Annotated in this window: 16 protein-coding genes; 9 read left to right on the top strand and 7 right to left on the bottom strand. The window is 70.2% G+C overall.

Translation table 11 applies throughout. The features are described 5' to 3' along the window. The first annotated feature begins 256 nt into the window (after positions 1–256). The 9 genes from rpmH to OG553_RS16800 all read left to right on the top strand — a co-directional run bounded on the left by rpmH (position 257) and on the right by OG553_RS16800 (position 6,717). Complete coding sequence (gene rpmH, locus OG553_RS16840) at positions 257–394, top strand: 50S ribosomal protein L34 (RefSeq protein ID WP_007265229.1); 138 nt, start codon at positions 257–259, stop codon at positions 392–394. Between the two features lie 21 nt (positions 395–415). Then, a complete protein-coding gene (gene rnpA, locus OG553_RS16835; RefSeq protein WP_125595682.1) occupies positions 416–790 on the top strand; it encodes a ribonuclease P protein component in 375 nt (124 codons plus the stop codon). Beyond that, positions 787–1,068, top strand: a complete 282-nt coding sequence (yidD, locus tag OG553_RS16830; RefSeq protein WP_007265231.1) for a membrane protein insertion efficiency factor YidD — start codon at positions 787–789, stop codon at positions 1,066–1,068. Before rnpA ends, yidD begins: the two co-directional genes overlap by 4 nt. Before the next feature lie 3 nt (positions 1,069–1,071). After that, positions 1,072–2,178, top strand: coding sequence for a membrane protein insertase YidC (yidC, locus tag OG553_RS16825; RefSeq protein ID WP_405979757.1), 1,107 nt, complete (start codon positions 1,072–1,074; stop codon positions 2,176–2,178). A 14-nt stretch (positions 2,179–2,192) separates the two neighbouring features. Next, positions 2,193–2,705 (top strand): protein jag, encoded by a 513-nt coding sequence (locus tag OG553_RS16820; protein WP_405979756.1) that lies wholly within the window; start codon positions 2,193–2,195, stop codon positions 2,703–2,705. Between the two features lie 128 nt (positions 2,706–2,833). Further along, positions 2,834–3,571 (top strand): 16S rRNA (guanine(527)-N(7))-methyltransferase RsmG, encoded by a 738-nt coding sequence (gene rsmG / locus OG553_RS16815; protein ID WP_405979755.1) that lies wholly within the window; start codon positions 2,834–2,836, stop codon positions 3,569–3,571. A gap of 255 nt (positions 3,572–3,826) precedes the next feature. After that, on the top strand, positions 3,827–4,927 hold the full coding sequence (locus tag OG553_RS16810) for a ParA family protein (protein ID WP_405979754.1): 1,101 nt from the start codon (positions 3,827–3,829) through the stop codon (positions 4,925–4,927). Then, positions 4,924–6,006: a ParB/RepB/Spo0J family partition protein gene (locus OG553_RS16805; protein WP_405979753.1), complete on the top strand. Its 1,083-nt coding sequence runs from the start codon at positions 4,924–4,926 to the stop codon at positions 6,004–6,006. Before OG553_RS16810 ends, OG553_RS16805 begins: the two co-directional genes overlap by 4 nt. Before the next feature lie 87 nt (positions 6,007–6,093). Beyond that, a complete protein-coding gene (locus OG553_RS16800; RefSeq protein ID WP_405979752.1) occupies positions 6,094–6,717 on the top strand; it encodes a GNAT family N-acetyltransferase in 624 nt (207 codons plus the stop codon). Between the two features lie 93 nt (positions 6,718–6,810). Here the strand turns inward: OG553_RS16800 and trxA are convergent, their stop codons facing one another. From trxA to OG553_RS16765, 7 genes are all read right to left on the bottom strand, one after another. Next, positions 6,811–7,146 carry a thioredoxin gene (trxA, locus tag OG553_RS16795; RefSeq protein WP_405979751.1) on the bottom strand — a complete coding sequence of 112 codons (336 nt, stop codon included), beginning with the start codon at positions 7,144–7,146 and terminating at the stop codon, positions 6,811–6,813. A gap of 50 nt (positions 7,147–7,196) precedes the next feature. Next, positions 7,197–8,156 (bottom strand): thioredoxin-disulfide reductase, encoded by a 960-nt coding sequence (trxB, locus tag OG553_RS16790; RefSeq protein WP_401245700.1) that lies wholly within the window; start codon positions 8,154–8,156, stop codon positions 7,197–7,199. Positions 8,157–8,303: 147 nt separating this feature from the next. After that, positions 8,304–9,275: an anti-sigma factor family protein gene (locus OG553_RS16785; RefSeq protein ID WP_405979750.1), complete on the bottom strand. Its 972-nt coding sequence runs from the start codon at positions 9,273–9,275 to the stop codon at positions 8,304–8,306. Then, complete coding sequence (gene sigM, locus OG553_RS16780; protein WP_405979749.1) at positions 9,272–9,973, bottom strand: RNA polymerase sigma factor SigM; 702 nt, start codon at positions 9,971–9,973, stop codon at positions 9,272–9,274. The genes OG553_RS16785 and sigM overlap by 4 nt, the downstream gene beginning before the upstream one ends. Before the next feature lie 25 nt (positions 9,974–9,998). Beyond that, positions 9,999–11,717, bottom strand: coding sequence for a protein kinase family protein (locus tag OG553_RS16775; RefSeq protein ID WP_405979748.1), 1,719 nt, complete (start codon positions 11,715–11,717; stop codon positions 9,999–10,001). 117 nt (positions 11,718–11,834) lie between these two features. Next, on the bottom strand, positions 11,835–14,027 hold the full coding sequence (gene murJ, locus OG553_RS16770) for a murein biosynthesis integral membrane protein MurJ (RefSeq protein WP_405979747.1): 2,193 nt from the start codon (positions 14,025–14,027) through the stop codon (positions 11,835–11,837). 46 nt (positions 14,028–14,073) lie between these two features. Next, the gene (locus OG553_RS16765) at positions 14,074–16,341 is read right to left on the bottom strand and encodes a DUF6049 family protein (protein ID WP_405979746.1); all 2,268 of its coding nucleotides are present in this window, start codon (positions 16,339–16,341) and stop codon (positions 14,074–14,076) included. Positions 16,342–16,388 lie beyond the last annotated feature (47 nt).

The following is a 16,388-nucleotide window of genomic DNA, read 5'->3' as shown; positions in this document are numbered from 1 at the left end:
AGGGTTCAAGTCGTTGTCCACAGCCTGTGCACAGTGTGCGGCAGGGGCCACTCGGTTTGACCGGATGGCGTAGCCGCGCGTACCGTAACGAGGTCGAGTTGTCGATGGCTGCTGCCGCCTGCCTACCGATGGGCGAAGGTCACTGATTGTGATCATTTAGCGGTGTCCACTCGGGCGAACACGCGAGTTCCTCGTGGGCGCACGGTGACAGCCAGGCGATGTACCGCCACAACGATTCATTCTCTGGAGCCCCCGAGTGAGCAAGCGCACCTTCCAGCCGAACAACCGCCGTCGTGCCAAGACCCACGGCTTCCGTCTGCGGATGCGTACCCGTGCCGGTCGCGCGATCCTCGCGAACCGTCGCAGCAAGGGCCGTTCCGCCCTTTCCGCGTAACAACGCGCAGGTCGTGACGTCGTGCTGTCTCCCGAAAATCGGCTGAGGCGGCGCGAGGACTTCGCGAGCGCGGTGCGCCGAGGGCGCCGGGCAGGTCGCCCGCTCCTCGTCGTCCACCTACGTACAAGCGGTGCAACGGACCCGCACGAGCCGGGGGATGTCGATCCCTCGCCGCGTGCGGGTTTCGTCGTCAGCAAGGCTGTCGGCATCGCGGTCGTCCGCAACCGGGTCAAGCGCCGGCTCCGCCATCTCGTACGTGATCGGCTGGCTCAGCTGCCCGCCGGTAGCCTGGTGGTGGTGCGGGCCCTGCCCGGAGCCGCTGACGCCGGCGTCGACGAGCTGGCCCGTGACCTGGACGCCGCCTTGGCGCGGCTGCTGGGAGGCGTGGCTCGATGAAGTACCCGCTGCTCGCTTTGATCAAGCTGTACCAGTGGACGATCAGTCCGCTGCTCGGGCCGGTGTGCCGCTATTACCCCTCGTGCTCGCACTACGGGTTCACGGCCATCGACCGGCATGGTGCGGTGAAGGGGACGGCTCTGACCGCCTGGCGGATCCTGCGGTGCAATCCGTGGTCCCCGGGTGGTGTGGATCATGTCCCACCCCGGAAACGCCCGCGTTGGCACGAGCAGCTGCGCAGTGCGTTGCGTAGATCTCGCAATGCTCAAGGAGCCTGATTAGTGGACACGATTGCCAGTCTGTTCAGCTTTATCACCACACCCGTGTCGTGGATCATCGTCCAGTTCCACAAGGTCTACGGCGCGATCTTCGGTGCGGACAGTGGATGGGCCTGGGGCCTGTCCATCGTGTCGCTGGTGGTCCTGATCCGCATCTGTCTGATCCCGCTCTTCGTGAAGCAGATCAAGGCGACGCGTGGCATGCAGGCGCTCCAGCCGAAGATGAAGGCGATCCAGGAGCGCTACAAGAACGACAAGCAGCGTCAGTCCGAAGAGATGATGAAGCTGTACAAGGAGACGGGTACCAACCCGCTCTCCTCGTGCCTTCCCATCCTGGCGCAGTCCCCGTTCTTCTTCGCGCTCTACCACGTGCTCGCGAGCATCGCCAACGGCAAGACCATCGGCGTGATCAACCAGCCGCTGCTGGAGAGCGCCCGCCAGGCGCACATCTTCGGCGCCCCGCTGGCCGCCAAGTTCATGGACAGCGCCGAGAAGGTCGCGGCCCTGGACGCCTCGATCACCAACGTGCGCATCGTGACCGCGGTCATGATCGTCATGATGTCGCTGTCGCAGTTCTACACGCAGCGCCAGCTGATGCAGAAGAACGTGGACCTCTCGGTCAAGACGCCGTTCATGCAGCAGCAGAAGATGCTCATGTACATCTTCCCGGTGATCTTCGCCGTCATGGGCATCAACTTCCCCGTCGGTGTCCTCGTCTACTGGCTGACCACCAACGTGTGGACCATGGGCCAGCAGATGTACGTGATCAACCAGAACCCGACGCCGGGCAGCAAGGCCCAGGACCAGTACCTGACCCGCCTGCTGAAGCACGTCACCACCCACGGCGACGTCAAGGGCCGGGGCAAGAAGAAGATCGTCGCGGCGATCGTGGCCAAGGGCCCGGACCGCAACGACAACGAGCGGAAGTTCATCACCGCGCTGACGAAGCAGGGCATGGCCGCGCAGGCGGACGGCTCCGTGATCAAGAGTTCTGAGGCCACGGCCGACTCGGACGCGGCGAGCGGCGGTGTCGCCACCAAGCGGCAGCAGCCGAAGCGCCAGTCGAAGTCCAAGCGTCAGACGCCCCCCAGCAAGCCCTCGAAGAAGTAGAAGGAGTCCCTCCCGTGACGGAAGGCACCACCACCGCCGCCGCTGAGAGTGGCGACACCCTGACCCGCCTTGAGCAGGAGGGTGAGATCGCGGCCGACTACCTTGAGGGTCTGCTGGACATCGCCGACCTGGACGGCGACATCGACATGGACGTCGAGGCGGACCGCGCCGCGGTGTCGATCGTCAGCGACTCGGGCGGCCGCGACCTGCAGAAGCTCGTGGGCCGCGACGGTGAGGTCCTGGAGGCCCTCCAGGAGCTGACCCGCCTCGCCGTGCATCGGGAGACCGGCGACCGCAGCCGGCTGATGCTGGACATCGCGGGCTTCCGGGCGAAGAAGCGCGAGGAGCTGGCGGAGCTGGGCGCGAAGGCGGCCGCGGATGTGAAGGCCTCGGGCGAGCCTCTGAAGCTGGCCCCGATGACCCCCTTCGAGCGCAAGGTCGTCCACGACGCCGTGGCGGCCGCCGGCCTGAAGAGCGAGTCCGAGGGCGAGGAGCCGCAGCGCTTCGTCGTCGTGCTCCCGGCCTGACCGGAACGTTGTGCGTCGGCCCCGCCTGTGTCGCAGGCGGGGCCGAAGTTTGTAAGCCTGGCAGTTGAACGACACGGTTGAACGACACGGTTTTGGCGTGAGCGGTTCTGTACGGAAGGACGGTCCCCGTGACGGAGGCAGCGGAGCTTCCCGCGGCGCCTGAAGAGGCGCCCCCGGCGCCCGAAGAGGCGCGTGCGGTGTTCGGTGAGTTTTTCCCGGAAGCTGTGCGGTACGCGGAGCTGCTTGCGGACGCGGGGGTCAAGCGGGGCCTGATCGGGCCGCGCGAGGTTCCCCGGCTGTGGGAGCGGCACCTGCTGAACTGCGCGGTCCTCTCCGAGGTGGTGCCCGAGGGCGTCACCGTGTGCGACGTGGGCTCGGGCGCCGGCCTGCCCGGCATTCCGCTCGCCCTGGTCCGACGGGACCTGAAGATCACCCTGCTGGAGCCCCTGCTGCGCAGGACGAACTTCCTCCAGGAAGCCGTGGAGCTGCTCGGGCTGGACCACGTCACCGTGGTGCGCGGCCGGGCCGAGGAGGTGCTGGGCAAGCTCCAGCCGGTGCACGTGGTGACGGCCCGCGCGGTGGCGCCGCTGGACCGGCTCGCGGGCTGGGGCGTGCCGCTGCTGCGTCCTTACGGCGAGATGCTGGCCCTGAAGGGCGACACCGCCGAGGAGGAGCTGGTGGCGGCGAAGGTCGCGCTGACCAAGCTCGGTGTGGTGAAGACCTCGGTCCTCCACGTGGGCGAGGGCGTCGTCGACCCGCTGTCCACGGTGGTCCGGGTGGAGGTCGGAGAGAGCCCCGGTGGGGTGAGGTTCGCGGCCAAGCGGGCTAAGGCCGCACGGGTGGGGCGCGCGCGCAGGCGCCGCTGACCACGCCGCTGGCGCTGCGTTTTGGGGCGGGTTGGGCCCTATAGGTATGGATTTCGGAGTGTCGTAGCGGGCTGAAGACTCCGTCCGGGCATCGTGTTTCACGTGAAACGTCGCTCTCTGCTGCACGGAATCATCAGCCGCGGCCGTGCTGCTGCGGCTCCCCGCTCCCGCAAGGACGCGGGGGTGACGGAGTTGTCCACAACGGTGGATTCATCCACAGGAGTACGGGCCCCGCTGGTTCGCGACCCGGGTGGCATGGCAGGCTCTGTTCATCGCGAGCCCGCTGCCGAGGAGAGTGACACCGTGCGGTCCGACGCCAACCTCGCGGGGCCGATGGCCGATCCGGTCCCCGGTCCCCGCTCTGAATCGCCGGGCGACGATGTTTCACGTGAAACATCGTCCCCGCCCCTCGTGGACAACGACGACATCGAGGACACCCCGATCGCCCGAGCCGCCCAGCATGCGATCGAGGCGATCGGCCACACCGGTGCCGCCCTGCCGAGGCCCGCACAGACCCGGATCATGGTCGTGGCCAACCAGAAGGGCGGCGTCGGCAAGACCACGACGACCGTGAACCTGGCGGCCTCACTGGCCCTCCACGGTGCACGCGTCCTGGTCATCGACCTCGACCCGCAGGGCAACGCCTCCACCGCACTGGGCATCGACCACCACGCGGACGTGCCGTCCATCTACGACGTGCTCGTGGACAGCCGTCCCCTGCTGGAGGTCGTACAGCCGGTGGTGGACGTGGAAGGGCTCTTCTGCGCCCCGGCCACGATCGATCTCGCGGGTGCGGAGATCGAGCTGGTGTCGCTGGTGGCCCGTGAGAGCCGGCTCCAGCGGGCGATCCAGGCGTACGAGCAGCCGCTCGACTACATCCTCATCGACTGCCCGCCCTCGCTGGGCCTCCTGACGGTGAACGCGATGGTGGCCGGCGCCGAGGTGCTGATCCCGATCCAGTGCGAGTACTACGCGCTGGAGGGCCTGGGACAGCTGCTGCGCAACGTCGATCTGGTGCGGGCCCACCTGAACCCGTCCCTGCACGTCTCCACGATCCTCCTGACGATGTACGACGGCAGGACGCGGCTGGCCTCGCAGGTGGCGGACGAGGTGCGCACGCACTTCGGCAAGGAAGTGCTGCGCACGAGCATCCCGCGGTCGGTGCGCATCTCGGAGGCCCCGAGCTACGGGCAGACGGTTCTCACGTACGACCCGGGTTCCAGCGGTGCCCTGTCGTACCTGGAAGCAGCGCGGGAGATCGCGCTGCGGGGTGCCGGAATCCATTACGAAGCCCAGCACGCCCATCTGGGCGCGGGCATGAACAGCACGCAGAGTGTGGCGGAGGGGATCCAGTGAGTGAGCGACGTAGGGGTCTGGGGCGGGGGCTCGGCGCGCTGATTCCGTCCGCTCCCCAGGAGAAGACGCCGTCGGTGGGTACCGGGTCGACGAACCCGTCGGCGGTGCCGGTGCTCCAGTCGGAGCGGGGGATCGCCGCGGCGAAGCTCGCCGCGTTGGTGCAGGCGGATGTTTCACGTGAAACGTTGCTGCCGGCGGAGACGGCGGCCGCGCAGCCTGAGGGCAACGAGGTGGCGGGGGCGACGTTCGCGGAGCTTCCGCTGGACTCGATCTCGCCGAACCCGAAGCAGCCGCGCAACATGCAGCACCTCGACGAGGACGCGCTGGCCGAGCTGGTGACCTCGATCCAGACGGTGGGCCTGCTCCAGCCGGTGGTGGTCCGGGAGACGGAGCCCGGCCGCTATGAGCTGATCATGGGCGAGCGCCGTTTCCGTGCCTGCGGACAGGCGGGGCTGGAGACCATCCCCGCGATCATCCGGGCGACGGACGACGACAAGCTCCTGCTGGACGCCCTCCTGGAGAACCTGCACCGGGTTCAGCTGAACCCGCTGGAGGAGGCGGCCGCGTACGACCAGCTCCTCAAGGAGTTCGCCTGCACCCACGACCAGCTGGCGGACCGGATCGGGCGCTCGCGTCCGCAGGTCACCAACACCCTGCGGCTGCTGAGGCTCTCGCCCGACGTGCAGCTCAAGGTGGCCTCCGGTGTGCTGCTGGCGGGCCATGCACGGGCCCTCGTATCCGTCGAGGACTTCGGGGAGCAGCTCCGACTCGCCGAGCGGATCGTGGCCGAAGGCCTGTCGGTGCGTTCGGTCGAGGAGATCATCCAGCTGATGGGCTCGGAGTCGTCGAGCACCGTGAAGCCCAAGGGCCCGCGGGCCGGCACGCGGGTGTCCCCGGCGCTCAGTGAGCTGGCGACCCGTCTCTCGGACCGCTTCGAGACGCGCGTGAAGGTGGATCTGGGCCAGAAGAAGGGCAAGATCACCGTCGAGTTCGCTTCGATGGAGGACCTGGAGCGCATTCTCGGAACCCTCGCCCCGGGTGAGGGCCGCGTCCTCGAACAGGGCCCGTCCGGGGAGTAGTACCCCTGACTCGTGCCACTCCCTGCCCCCTGCTCCATCGAGATGTCCACACTCGAAGAAGCAGGGGGCAGTGCTTACGATGTGGGCATGGGTCGTCGGCTGGTACCGCTCACGCTGGACAACCTCCAGGACCTGCCCAGGCGTTGCCGGAGCTGTGTGTTCTGGGAGCTGGATCCCGTCACCGGCGGGGCCGCCGTGAAGGCGGGTACTCCGGAGCTGGAGAAGGAGGCCTGGATCTCGGCCGTCCTCCTGGACTGGGGCTCCTGCGGCCGTGTGGTCTACGTGGACGAGGTCCCGGTCGGGTTCGTGATGTACGCCCCGCCCGCCTATGTGCCGAGGGCCGCTTCCTTCCCGACGAGCCCGGTCTCCCCGGACGCGGTGCAGCTGATCACCGGCTGGATCATGCCGGGATATCAGGGGCAGGGCCTGGGACGGGTGATGGTCCAGACGGTCGCGAAGGACCTGCTGCGGAGGGGGTTCAAGGCGATCGAGGCGTTCGGCGAAGCGCGGTGGGAGCGGCCCGCCTGTCTGCTGCCGGCCGAGCACCTGCTGTCGGTGGGCTTCAAGACCGTACGCCCCCACCCGTCCCACCCCCGGCTGAGGCTGGAGCTGCGCACGACGCTGTCGTGGAAGGAAGACGTGGAGCTGGCCCTGGACCGCCTGTTGGGCGGAGCCCGGGCCCGCAAGGAACCGGCCCTTCGCCCGCTGTGAGCGCGTCCGGGTCCTCCGGACATGCGAACGGGGCCGCCCCTGAAGGGGCGGCCCCGTTTCACGTGGTCACTGCCGACAGCGCGGAGCGGCTGATCAGGCCTGCTCGACGAAGTCCGACAGGTCGCGCAGGATGGCGGCCTTGGGCTTGGCACCGACGATGGTCTTCACGACCTCGCCGCCCTGGTAGACGTTCAGGGTCGGGATGGACATGACGCCGTACTTGGCCGCGGTGTCCGGGTTCTGGTCGATGTTGAGCTTCACGATCTCGATCTGCTCGCCGTACTCGGCGGCGATGGCCTCCAGCGAAGGCGCGATCTGGCGGCACGGGCCGCACCACTCGGCCCAGAAGTCGACCAGCACGGGCTTGTCGCTGCGCAGGACGGCTTCGTCGAAGTCCGCGTCGGTCACATTCTTGAGGGTGCCGGCCACAGCGGCCTCCTTCTCTTCTACGGGGTGTGGGGTGTGGGGATGGAGCCGGGTCAGACGGTCGCGGTCGCCGGCTCGGCGTCCGCGAGCGCCGCGAGGAAGCGCTCCGCGTCGAGGGCGGCCGAGCAGCCGGTGCCGGCCGCGGTGATCGCCTGACGGTAGGTGTGGTCCACGACGTCGCCCGCGCCGAACACGCCGGTGACGTTGGTGCGCGTCGAGGGGGCGTCGACCTTGAGGTAGCCCTCGTCGTCCAGGTCGAGCTGACCGGTGAACAGCTCGGTGCGCGGGTCGTGTCCGACGGCGATGAACAGGCCGGTCACGGGCAGCTCGGAGGTCTCACCGGTCTTGGTGTTGCGCAGGGTGAGGCCGGAGAGCTTCTGCTCGCCGTGGATCTCGGCGACCTCGCTGTCCCAGGCGAACTTGATCTTCGGGTCGGCGAAGGCGCGGTCCTGCATGGTCTTGGAGGCGCGCAGGCTGTCACGGCGGTGGACGATCGTCACGGACTTGGCGAACCGGGAGAGGAAGGTGGCCTCCTCCATCGCGGTGTCACCGCCGCCGACCACGGCGATGTCCTGGTCCTTGAAGAAGAACCCGTCGCAGGTGGCGCACCACGAGACGCCGCGGCCGGAGAGGGCGTCCTCGTTGGGCAGGCCGAGCTTGCGGTGCTGGGAGCCGGTGGTGACGATGACGGCCTTGGCGCGGTGCACCGTGCCCGCGGTGTCCGTGACGGTCTTGATCTCACCGGTGAGGTCCACGGCGACGACGTCGTCCGGGACGAGCTCGGCCCCGAAGCGCTCGGCCTGGTCGCGCATGTTGTCCATGAGGTCCGGGCCCATGATGCCGTCCCGGAAACCGGGGAAGTTCTCGACCTCGGTGGTGTTCATGAGCGCGCCGCCCGCGGTGACGGCACCCTCGAAGACCAGGGGGTTGAGCGAAGCGCGTGCGGTGTACAGGGCGGCCGTGTAACCGGCCGGCCCGGAGCCGATGATGATCACGTTTCGTACGTCGCTCACGGGTTCTTTCCTCGTCTCTGCGGACTTCGTGCTGCCTACCGGGGGCCGGTGCGGACTCTCACCCCACCCAACGGATCCTACGGCGCGCACATTCCCCGCTTTGCCCCTCCAGTCCCGCAACGCGCGGAGGGCCACCCCGTGATCCCCTCAGTTGCGGGGATATGTACTGGTCAGCAGGGGCTTGTCCGGTGTTTGCGACGGATTGTCCGCACAGCCGGCGGGCACGAGATAGGCGTCCACCCGCGAGGCGTCGTCCGGGTGGGGCAGTACGACGAGGTAGACGGGCGTGCCCTGGTAACTGCCGCGCTCGGTGGCGACCGGCGGTTCGGTGCGGCCGGTGGCCTGTTGGACGCAGGGCGGGACCGGGGCCGCCTCGGGAGAGGCGAGTCGGTCGGCGGGAGCCAGCCCGGGGGAGACGTTCTGCAGCCCCATGCTCCGGTCCGTCTCACCCGGTGCGGTCTTCGGGGTGTTCACGGCGCCCCCGCCGGCGAGCAGCTGCCGGACGCTCTGGCGGAGCCCCTGGGCCGTGTACTCGCCGGGCGTGGCGGAGTCGGCGGAGGCCCTCGCCGTGTCGTTGCGCGTGGCGGTGTCGTGCGAGCCGGTGCCGCCCAGCCCGTTGAAGAGGAAGACCGCGAGTGCGCAGGCGGCTGCTCCGGCCAGCCCGGTGAGGACGGCGATCCGGCGCCGGGCGCGACGCCGGCCGGGGCCCGTTGGGCCAGACGGGTGACCGGTGGGCCGGTGGGCCTCGCTCCGGCCGGAGCCGCCCGCGTTCGTCCGCGATGTTTCACGTGAAACATCGCCCGTGGGGTGCGCCTCCGGGACGGTGGCCTCGGCCCGGGGGGTCGTCGAGTCGAGGAGGGCCTCCGCGGCGAGGGCCGCGTCGATCCGGCCGGCGATGGACGAGGGCATGCGCGGCGGTCCCGGGAGGGTGCCGAGCAGGGACCGGATCTCCTCAAGGGAGGCGAGTACGTCGGCGCACAGCGCGCACTCCCCGAGGTGGCTGCGCACCTCGGCGGTACGGGAGGGGGAGAGCAGCCCTTCGGTGAGGTCGGAGATCTCCGAGACCTCCGGGTGCCAGGTCGTGCCGGCAGTGCCGGTCGTGCCGCTTGAGGGGCTCACGGTCGTCCACCTCCGCCCTTCACAGCGTCTGGATCCGGTTCTGGATTCCTGGGGTCTGCCGCAGGTGGGACGGCTGTCCCCGGCGTCCGGTTCCTTCCCCGCTCAGAGGCGGTGCTACCCCCGGCATTCGTGCGCAGATGAGTGAGCATCGGGAGGAGTTTGGCCCGGCCCCGCGCGCACCGGCTCTTCACGGTTCCGGTGGGGACGTCGAGGATCCGGGCGGCGTCGGCTACGGGGTATCCCTGCATGTCGACGAGGACGAGGGCGGCCCGCTGCTCGGCCGGGAGGGTGCCGAGGGCGGCCAGGAGCTGGCGGTGGAGGTCCTGGCGCTCCGCAGGTGCCTCGGCGGACTCGTGGGGCTCCAGCAGCCGCTCCAGGCGGTCCGTGTCGTCGAGTGGCGAGGTCCGGCGGGAGGCGGCCTTGCGGGCGCGGTCGAGGCAGGCGTTCACGGTGATCCGGTGCAGCCAGGTGGTGACGGCTGAATCGCCCCGGAAGGTGTGGGCGGCCCGGTAGGCGGAGACCAGGGCGTCCTGGACGGCGTCGGCGGCCTCCTCGCGGTCGCCGAGGGTGCGCAGCGCGACGGCCCAGAGCCGGTCGCGGTGACGGCGTACGAGCTCCCCGAAGGCGTCGGGATCGCCGGCGACGTGCAGGGAAAGGAGATCCTGGTCGCTGCGCTCGCCGGTCGCGGCGTCGTCCAACGGTGAGCCCCCTCCCCTGCCTGCCTCAGCCCTTGAACTTCACGTCCGAGATGCCCTGCTTGTAGCCGGCCTTGCTGTAGTCCTCGTACTCGGCGTACGGCATGGCGGTGATCCACAGGAGGACGTAGCGCGTCTTGACCGGCTTCTCGGCGGTCAGCTTGACGCCGGTGTCCTTGGTGGTCGTGGCCGCGATCTTCTTCATGGAGCCGATCCCGCCCTTGGAGGGGTGCAGGGAGTCGGCCGTGTAGAGGGTCAGCGTGGTGTGGTCGCCCGGGTACTTCAGCGCTATCGAAGCCTCGCTGACCTCCTGCTCGGAGCCGAGGTCGAAGACGATCCCGACGCCGTCCTTGATCTTGAACTCGGGGCCGTCGGTGAAGCTCTTGGTCCGCCAGTAGCTGGAGGTGTCCCCGTCGTAGGTCTTGGCGACGAGCGCGCTGTTCTGCGGGCTGCCGTCCGGCGCGTATTCCTGGGCGCCCTTGATGGAGAGCTGCTTGAGCTCCTTCTTCTGCGCGGCGTCGTTGGGGCCCTGCTGCTGGGTCTGGGTGTTGTCACCGCCCGACTTGCCGTGTTCCAGGAGGCTGTCGGCGAGCTGCCAGCTGCCGAGGCCCAGGGCGACGATCAGCAGGGCGGCGACGCCCCACTTCAGGGCGCGCCCGGTGCGGCTCTGCAGCGGCGGCGGGGGCACCGCCGCGACCGCCTGGGTGGGGGGCAGGCCGACCGGGGCGGGGCGGCCGTACGTGCCCTGCTGGTAGGTGGTGTGCTGGTACTCGGGAGGCGCGGTGAAGGCGGGCTCCGGCGGCCGGATGCGGGGCATCTCGGCGACGGCCTTGGCCAGCTCCTCGGGGCTGGTGCAGGCGGGCTCCTGGCGGGACGCGGTCGCCCCGTCGTTGGCGAGGGCGCGCATGGCGAGCTCGCCGAGGCCCCGGTGGACGCCGGCGCGGACCTGGTCGGGGGCGAGCAGGCCGACGCCCTTGGGCAGGCCGCGCAGGCCGTACGCGTCGCTCTCGTAGGGCCAGCGCTGGGTGAGGGAGGCGTACAGCAGGGCGCCGATGGCCTCGGTGTCCGCCCGCTGCGGGGTGTCGCTGGTGATGCCGCGCAGGGCCGCGTTCACGGCGAGGCCGCGGATGCGGTACTGGCCCGTGGACGTGCGCAGTATCGCGCTGGGCGTCAGGCGCAGGTGGGCCAGGCCCTCGCGGTGGGCGGCGGCCATGGCCTGGGAGACCTGGCTGACCAGCTGGTAGGCCTCGTGGGGTTCGAGGGTGCCCGCGGCGAGGACCGAGGTCAGTTCGGTGGCGTCGGGCAGCCACTCGTGGACGACGTAGACGAGGTCGTTCTCCTCCACGGCGTCGAGGACCTGGACGAACCGGGGGTCGCCGAGCAGGGCGGAGGAGCGGGCGGCGGCCAGGACGCTGCGGGCCCTGGGGTGGTCCGCGGGCAGCAGGTGGACGCCCACCGCGCGGCGCAGCTTCTCGTCCATGGCGCGCCAGCTGCTGAACCCGTCCAGACGGGTGACGCACTCCTCCAGGCGGTAGCGCCGCGCGAGCTTGTGCCCGCTGTGCAGTTCGGGCGCGGCCGCGGGTGCCCCGCCCGCGCGCTCGCCGTCCTTTTCGGGTACGGCTCCGTCCGAGGCTTTTCCGTTCTTGGCGTCCACCCCGTCGGCCGTGGCCTTGGCCGCATCTGCGGCCAGCGGCTGCTCGCCGCTGTTGTCGGCCACGTCGACGGCAGCCGTGCTACGTTCCGCCACCGTCGTCCCTGCCTCCCCATCCGTTGCGCGCTGTCGGCCAGTCTGCGAAGCCATGCCAATTGTGCCCACAGTCCGCCGCTATGCACGACACACGAAGGGGGGTGACGGTTGTGCGCATCAGCGCCCCAGACGTCCGCGGACCATTCCGACCATGGAGTTGAGCTCTTCGATCCGCATCCGCTTGGCGGCGAGGAGGAACACGCCTCCCAGGGCGATGCCGCCGGCTACCAGGGCGGCGAGGGAACCGAGGGCTCCGCTGCCCAGTACCTGCATGACCCCGTAGGCGACGGCGCCGGCCACCACCGCGGCCGGGACGCACGCGCCGATCAGGCGGGTGTACGTGCGCATCACGTGGGCGCCGTCCAGGTCCCCGCCGAGGCGCGTCTTCAGGCGGCTCCAGGCCACGCCGACGCCGACCACGTAGCCGAGGCCGTAGGCGGCGGCCATGCCGACGACGGCCCAGCGCGCCGGGAGCACGAAGTAGGCGAGTGCGGAGACGCCGGCGTTGACCGCCGCGACGATGACCGTGTTGTAGAAGGGGGTGCGGGTGTCCTCGTAGGCGTAGAACCCGCGCAGGACCACGTACTGGACCGAGTAGGGGATCAGGCCGAGGCCGAAGGCCATCAGGACGAAGCCGATGTTCAGGGCGTCCTTGCCCGCGCTGGCGTAGAGCAGGGTGGCCATCGGGACGCCCAGCGCGAGGAAGGCGAAGGCGCAGGGAACGATGGCGACGGCCGAGGTGCGCAGGCCGTAGGAGATGTCGTCACGGACCGCGGCGGCGTCACCGTCGTGCGCGGAGCGGGAGATGCGCGGCAGGACGGCCGTCATGACGGAGACGGTGATGATCGCCTGCGGCATCTGCCACAGCAGGAGCGCGTAGTTGTAGGCGGTGATGCCGGTACCGCCGTGGCCCAGCTTCTCGGCGGCGGTGCCGGCCGCGGTGGCGAGCTGGGTGACGACGACGAGGCCGATCTGGTTGGCGAGGACGAAGAAGAACGTCCACTTGGCCAGGCCGGCGGCCTTGCCGAGGCCGTGGCCCTTCCAGTCGAAGCGCAGGCGCGGCTTGAAGCCGGCGTCGCGCAGGTAGGGCAGCATCGCGAGGGACTGGACGACGAGGCCGAGCAAGGTGCCGATGCCCAGGAGGCGGACGCCCTCCGGGGTGATGGTCGCCTCCGAGACGCCCGAGGCGGTGAAGCCGCCGAAGGCCCAGATGAAGGCGCCGAACGTGGCGATGACGACGATGTTGTTGAGGACCGGGGTCCACATCATCGCGCCGAACCGGCCCCGGGCGTTGAGGATCTGACCGAGCACCACGTGGACGCCCATGAAGAACATCGTGGGCAGGCAGTAGTGGGCGAAGGCAACTGCGACGTCGAGGCGCTTGGGGTCGCCGGCGATGGTCGGCGACATCATGCGGATGAAGAGCGGGGCGGCGAGGACGCAGACGACGGTGACCGCGCCGAGCAGGGTGATGACGAGGGTGAGCAGGCGGTTGGCGTAGGCCTCGCCGCCGTCGTCGTCGTTCTTCATGGCGCGCACGAGCTGCGGGATGAAGACGGCGTTGAGGGCGCCGCCGCCGACGAGGACGTAGATCATCGTCGGCAGGGTGTTGGCGACCTGGTAGGAGTCGTTGAGGGTGGCGACGCCGATGGCACCCGCGATCACCAGGGTGCGGGCGAAGCCGGTGATGCGGGAGACGATCGTGCCGGCCGCCATCAGGGCGCTGGACTTGAGCAGCCCGGCGGCCTTGCCGGCGGGCTTGGCCGGCGCCGGGGCGGCGACCGGGGCGTCCTCGACGGACGGGCCGGAGGTGCCGGAGGTGCCGGGGACGGCCTGCTGGTCGCGGTAGAGGTGCGTGAAGGCGTCGGGCTCGGGCTCTTCCTCGGACGCCCGCGTCACCAGCGAGTCCACTCCGACGAACTGCGTCGTCGCCGCGTGGTCGCCGTAGGGCAGGTGGCGGGAGGGGCCGTCCGGCTCCGGCGGCGGGGTCTGGGCCCAGACGCGCGGGTCGGGGCCGTGGGAGGGTGCCTGGGGGGCCGCGTAGAGCGGGCCGGCCTCCTGGTAGGTGCCCGGCGGCGGCGGGGGGTGCGAGGCCCGGTCGTAGAGGGCCTCGGTCACCGGGTCCTGGGCGGACAGGTCCTGCGACCGGTAGGGGTCGTAGTCGTAGGCGTCCTGGACGTACGGGTCGTGGTCCTGCGCGGGCGCGGGCGCCGGAACCTGTCCGGGCACCTGAGCGCCCGGGGCAGTGCCCTGGGAGGGCATAGGCCCGCCAGTGCCCTGCGCGCGGTCACCGTCGTACGGCGCGTTCATCGCAACCCCACCTCATCGTCCCCAGGCCGAACGGCCACGGCATCGCTCAACGGTCCACTGTCTCACCCGTGCCGGACCCCTCGGTGCTTTGCGGTCCGGTGTCCGTGGACTCGTCACTCGGCTGCGTGCTCTCCTCGGCGGCCGCCCGCGCGGCCACGCGTTTGCGGCTGGCGTACATCTTGATGCCCGCCAGAACGAGGAGGAGCACACCGCCGGCGATGACGAGCATGACGGTGGGAGTGATCTCGGTGGCCTCGACCGTGAACTTGCGTTCCTTGCCGTACGGCACGCCGTCCTTGGTGTACAGACGTGCGCTGACCTCGACCGGACCACTCGCGGTGGCGTTGGCGGTGAACTTTACCGTCTGGCTGTGGCCGCCCTGAACGGTGACTTCCTGTTCCGATTCGCCGCTGTCGCCGAACATCAGACGGGTGGGATTGGCGGACTTCACCCGCAGCACGAGGTTGTGGACGTCCTGCACGAGGCTGTTCTGGACGCTGACGGGAATGGTCGCGCTGTGGCCGGACAGGGTGACGTCGGACTTGGGGACGACCTTGACCTTGTCGGTCAGTCCGATCAGGTAGGCCTGGACCTGGTCGCGGTAGGCGGCGGCCTCCTCGGGGCGCCCGCGCCAGGAGGTCGACATCTCCCGGTTCGTGGTGTTCCCGAAGGGGATCTCGACGCGGTCCGGCGCCGAGAGGATGACCTTGAAGTGGTCGAGCGTGCCCTGCGTGCTGCGGATCTTCTCGAAGGCGGACACCGGAAGCTCCTGCTTGGCCAGGGCTTCCGGGTACTGTCCGGCGCCCGGCACCTGGGTGGCGGCGCCGGGGTCCGGCTTCGCCGCGGCCGCCGCCTCCAGGTCGGAGGGCTGGGTCCAGCGGGCCGCCTGGAGCCCGCGCAGGGCGACGGCCATCGAATCCGCCTGGCTGGCGGTCGGCCGGCGCTGGGGGGCCACCACGTAGCTGCGCGGCTCGTCGCTGTTCTGCAGGTTCAGGGCGAGGCTGTGGGCCAGGAACCGCTGCACGGCGAGCGTGGAGCTGCCGGCTGCGGCCATGTCGCCCTCGAAGGCCGTGGAGAGGTCCGCGTCCGCCACCACGGCGGTGGTGCCCGCGCCGATGGGGCGGGCGGCCGTCGGGGTGTAGCCGAGAGCGCCCGTCTCCTGGAGGCTGTCGCTGCGCGCCAGGACGTTGTGGGCGCCGGCCGAGGTGGCGACGTTCACGATCGAGGGGTCGATGGCGCCCTGCACCGGCCAGGAGAAGTCGGTGGACGCGGGCACGTGCAGGACCGTCTCCACGGCCTGCTTCGCCTTGTCGGTGGCCGGCCGCAGCTGGCCCAGGGTGCCCGAGACGTCCTTGCCGTGGTGGGCGAGGGAGGCGATGTCGGGGTCGGCGAAGGGCAGCGCGACGACCTTCTTGCCCTGTACGGCGGTCTCCAGGGCGCTCAGCCACTGTTCGGCGACGGCCTTGTTCCTGCCCTGGACGGGCTTGCCGTCCGGGTCGGGGCTGCGGACCCGGTAGCCCTTGGTCATGGCGTCGACCGTGGTGAGCAGGTCGGGGTCGATGACCCAGGTGACCGGCAGGTCCTTGCCGAGCGCGACCATCCTCTCCAGCCGGCCGCCCGGCCGCAGCTCGTCCGCGAGGGAGTCGTCGAGGAAGACGGGGGTCTGGAGTTCGTCCGAGCCCGTCTCCGCCGTGACGTGCGTGGTGGAGATCAGCGGCCACACGTAGGTCAGCGAGGACCGCTTGGCCGCCGGGTCCGGCTGCCAGGGAAGGAAGGTCCGCTGGATGCCAAGGACCTGCTCGTGCGGACGGCTGTCGGTCGACCCGGACAGCGAGACGCCGAGCTGGTAGACCCCGTCCGCGCCGAGGTCCAGCTTGTTCACCGGCACCTTGATCGTGAACTGCTGGCCGACCTTGGAGGTCAGCGAGTCGATCTTCACGGCGAAGGCCGAGTCGATCTCCCCGGGGTCCGTGCCGGGCCGGAAGCCCTTGCGGTCCGCCACCTCGCCGATCGCCGACCGGTCGCCCAGCCTGGGTCCGACCCGCAACCCCACGTGGGCGTTCTTGATCGTCTCCGAACCGTTGTTGACCACCGTGCCGGAGATCGTGAGCGTGTCGCTCTTGACCGGTGCGCTCGGCGTCACCTCGGTCAGCTGGACGTCGACCGAGGAATCGGCCGCGTGCGCGACCGGGGCGGGGGCGTAGATCAAGGCGGCCAGCACCGGCGTCCCGCTCAGCAGGACGACTGCCCGCCGCAGCCAGCGGCGCCGGGCAGGGACGGAGGCCGCCCCCTGGATGTCTGCCGCATCGGCCACGCGTTCGCCCGTCCCTCGAAGTGTCAGTGGTCGTCGGTTCTGCGTCC

Source organism: Streptomyces sp. NBC_00158 (assembly GCF_045160885.1).
GTDB lineage: Bacteria > Actinomycetota > Actinomycetes > Streptomycetales > Streptomycetaceae > Streptomyces.
The sequence above is the reverse complement of the archived record's forward strand: the minus strand, read 5'-3'. Positions and strand labels throughout refer to the sequence as shown.

Coding starts and splice junctions, on each gene's coding strand:
- yidD (WP_007265231.1), top strand. CDS start 787: ATGAAGTACCCGCTGCTCGCTTTGATCAAGCTGTACCAGTGGACGATC.
- OG553_RS16810 (WP_405979754.1), top strand. CDS start 3,827: ATGGCAGGCTCTGTTCATCGCGAGCCCGCTGCCGAGGAGAGTGACACC.
- OG553_RS16800 (WP_405979752.1), top strand. CDS start 6,094: ATGGGTCGTCGGCTGGTACCGCTCACGCTGGACAACCTCCAGGACCTG.
- murJ (WP_405979747.1), bottom strand. CDS start 14,027: ATGAACGCGCCGTACGACGGTGACCGCGCGCAGGGCACTGGCGGGCCT.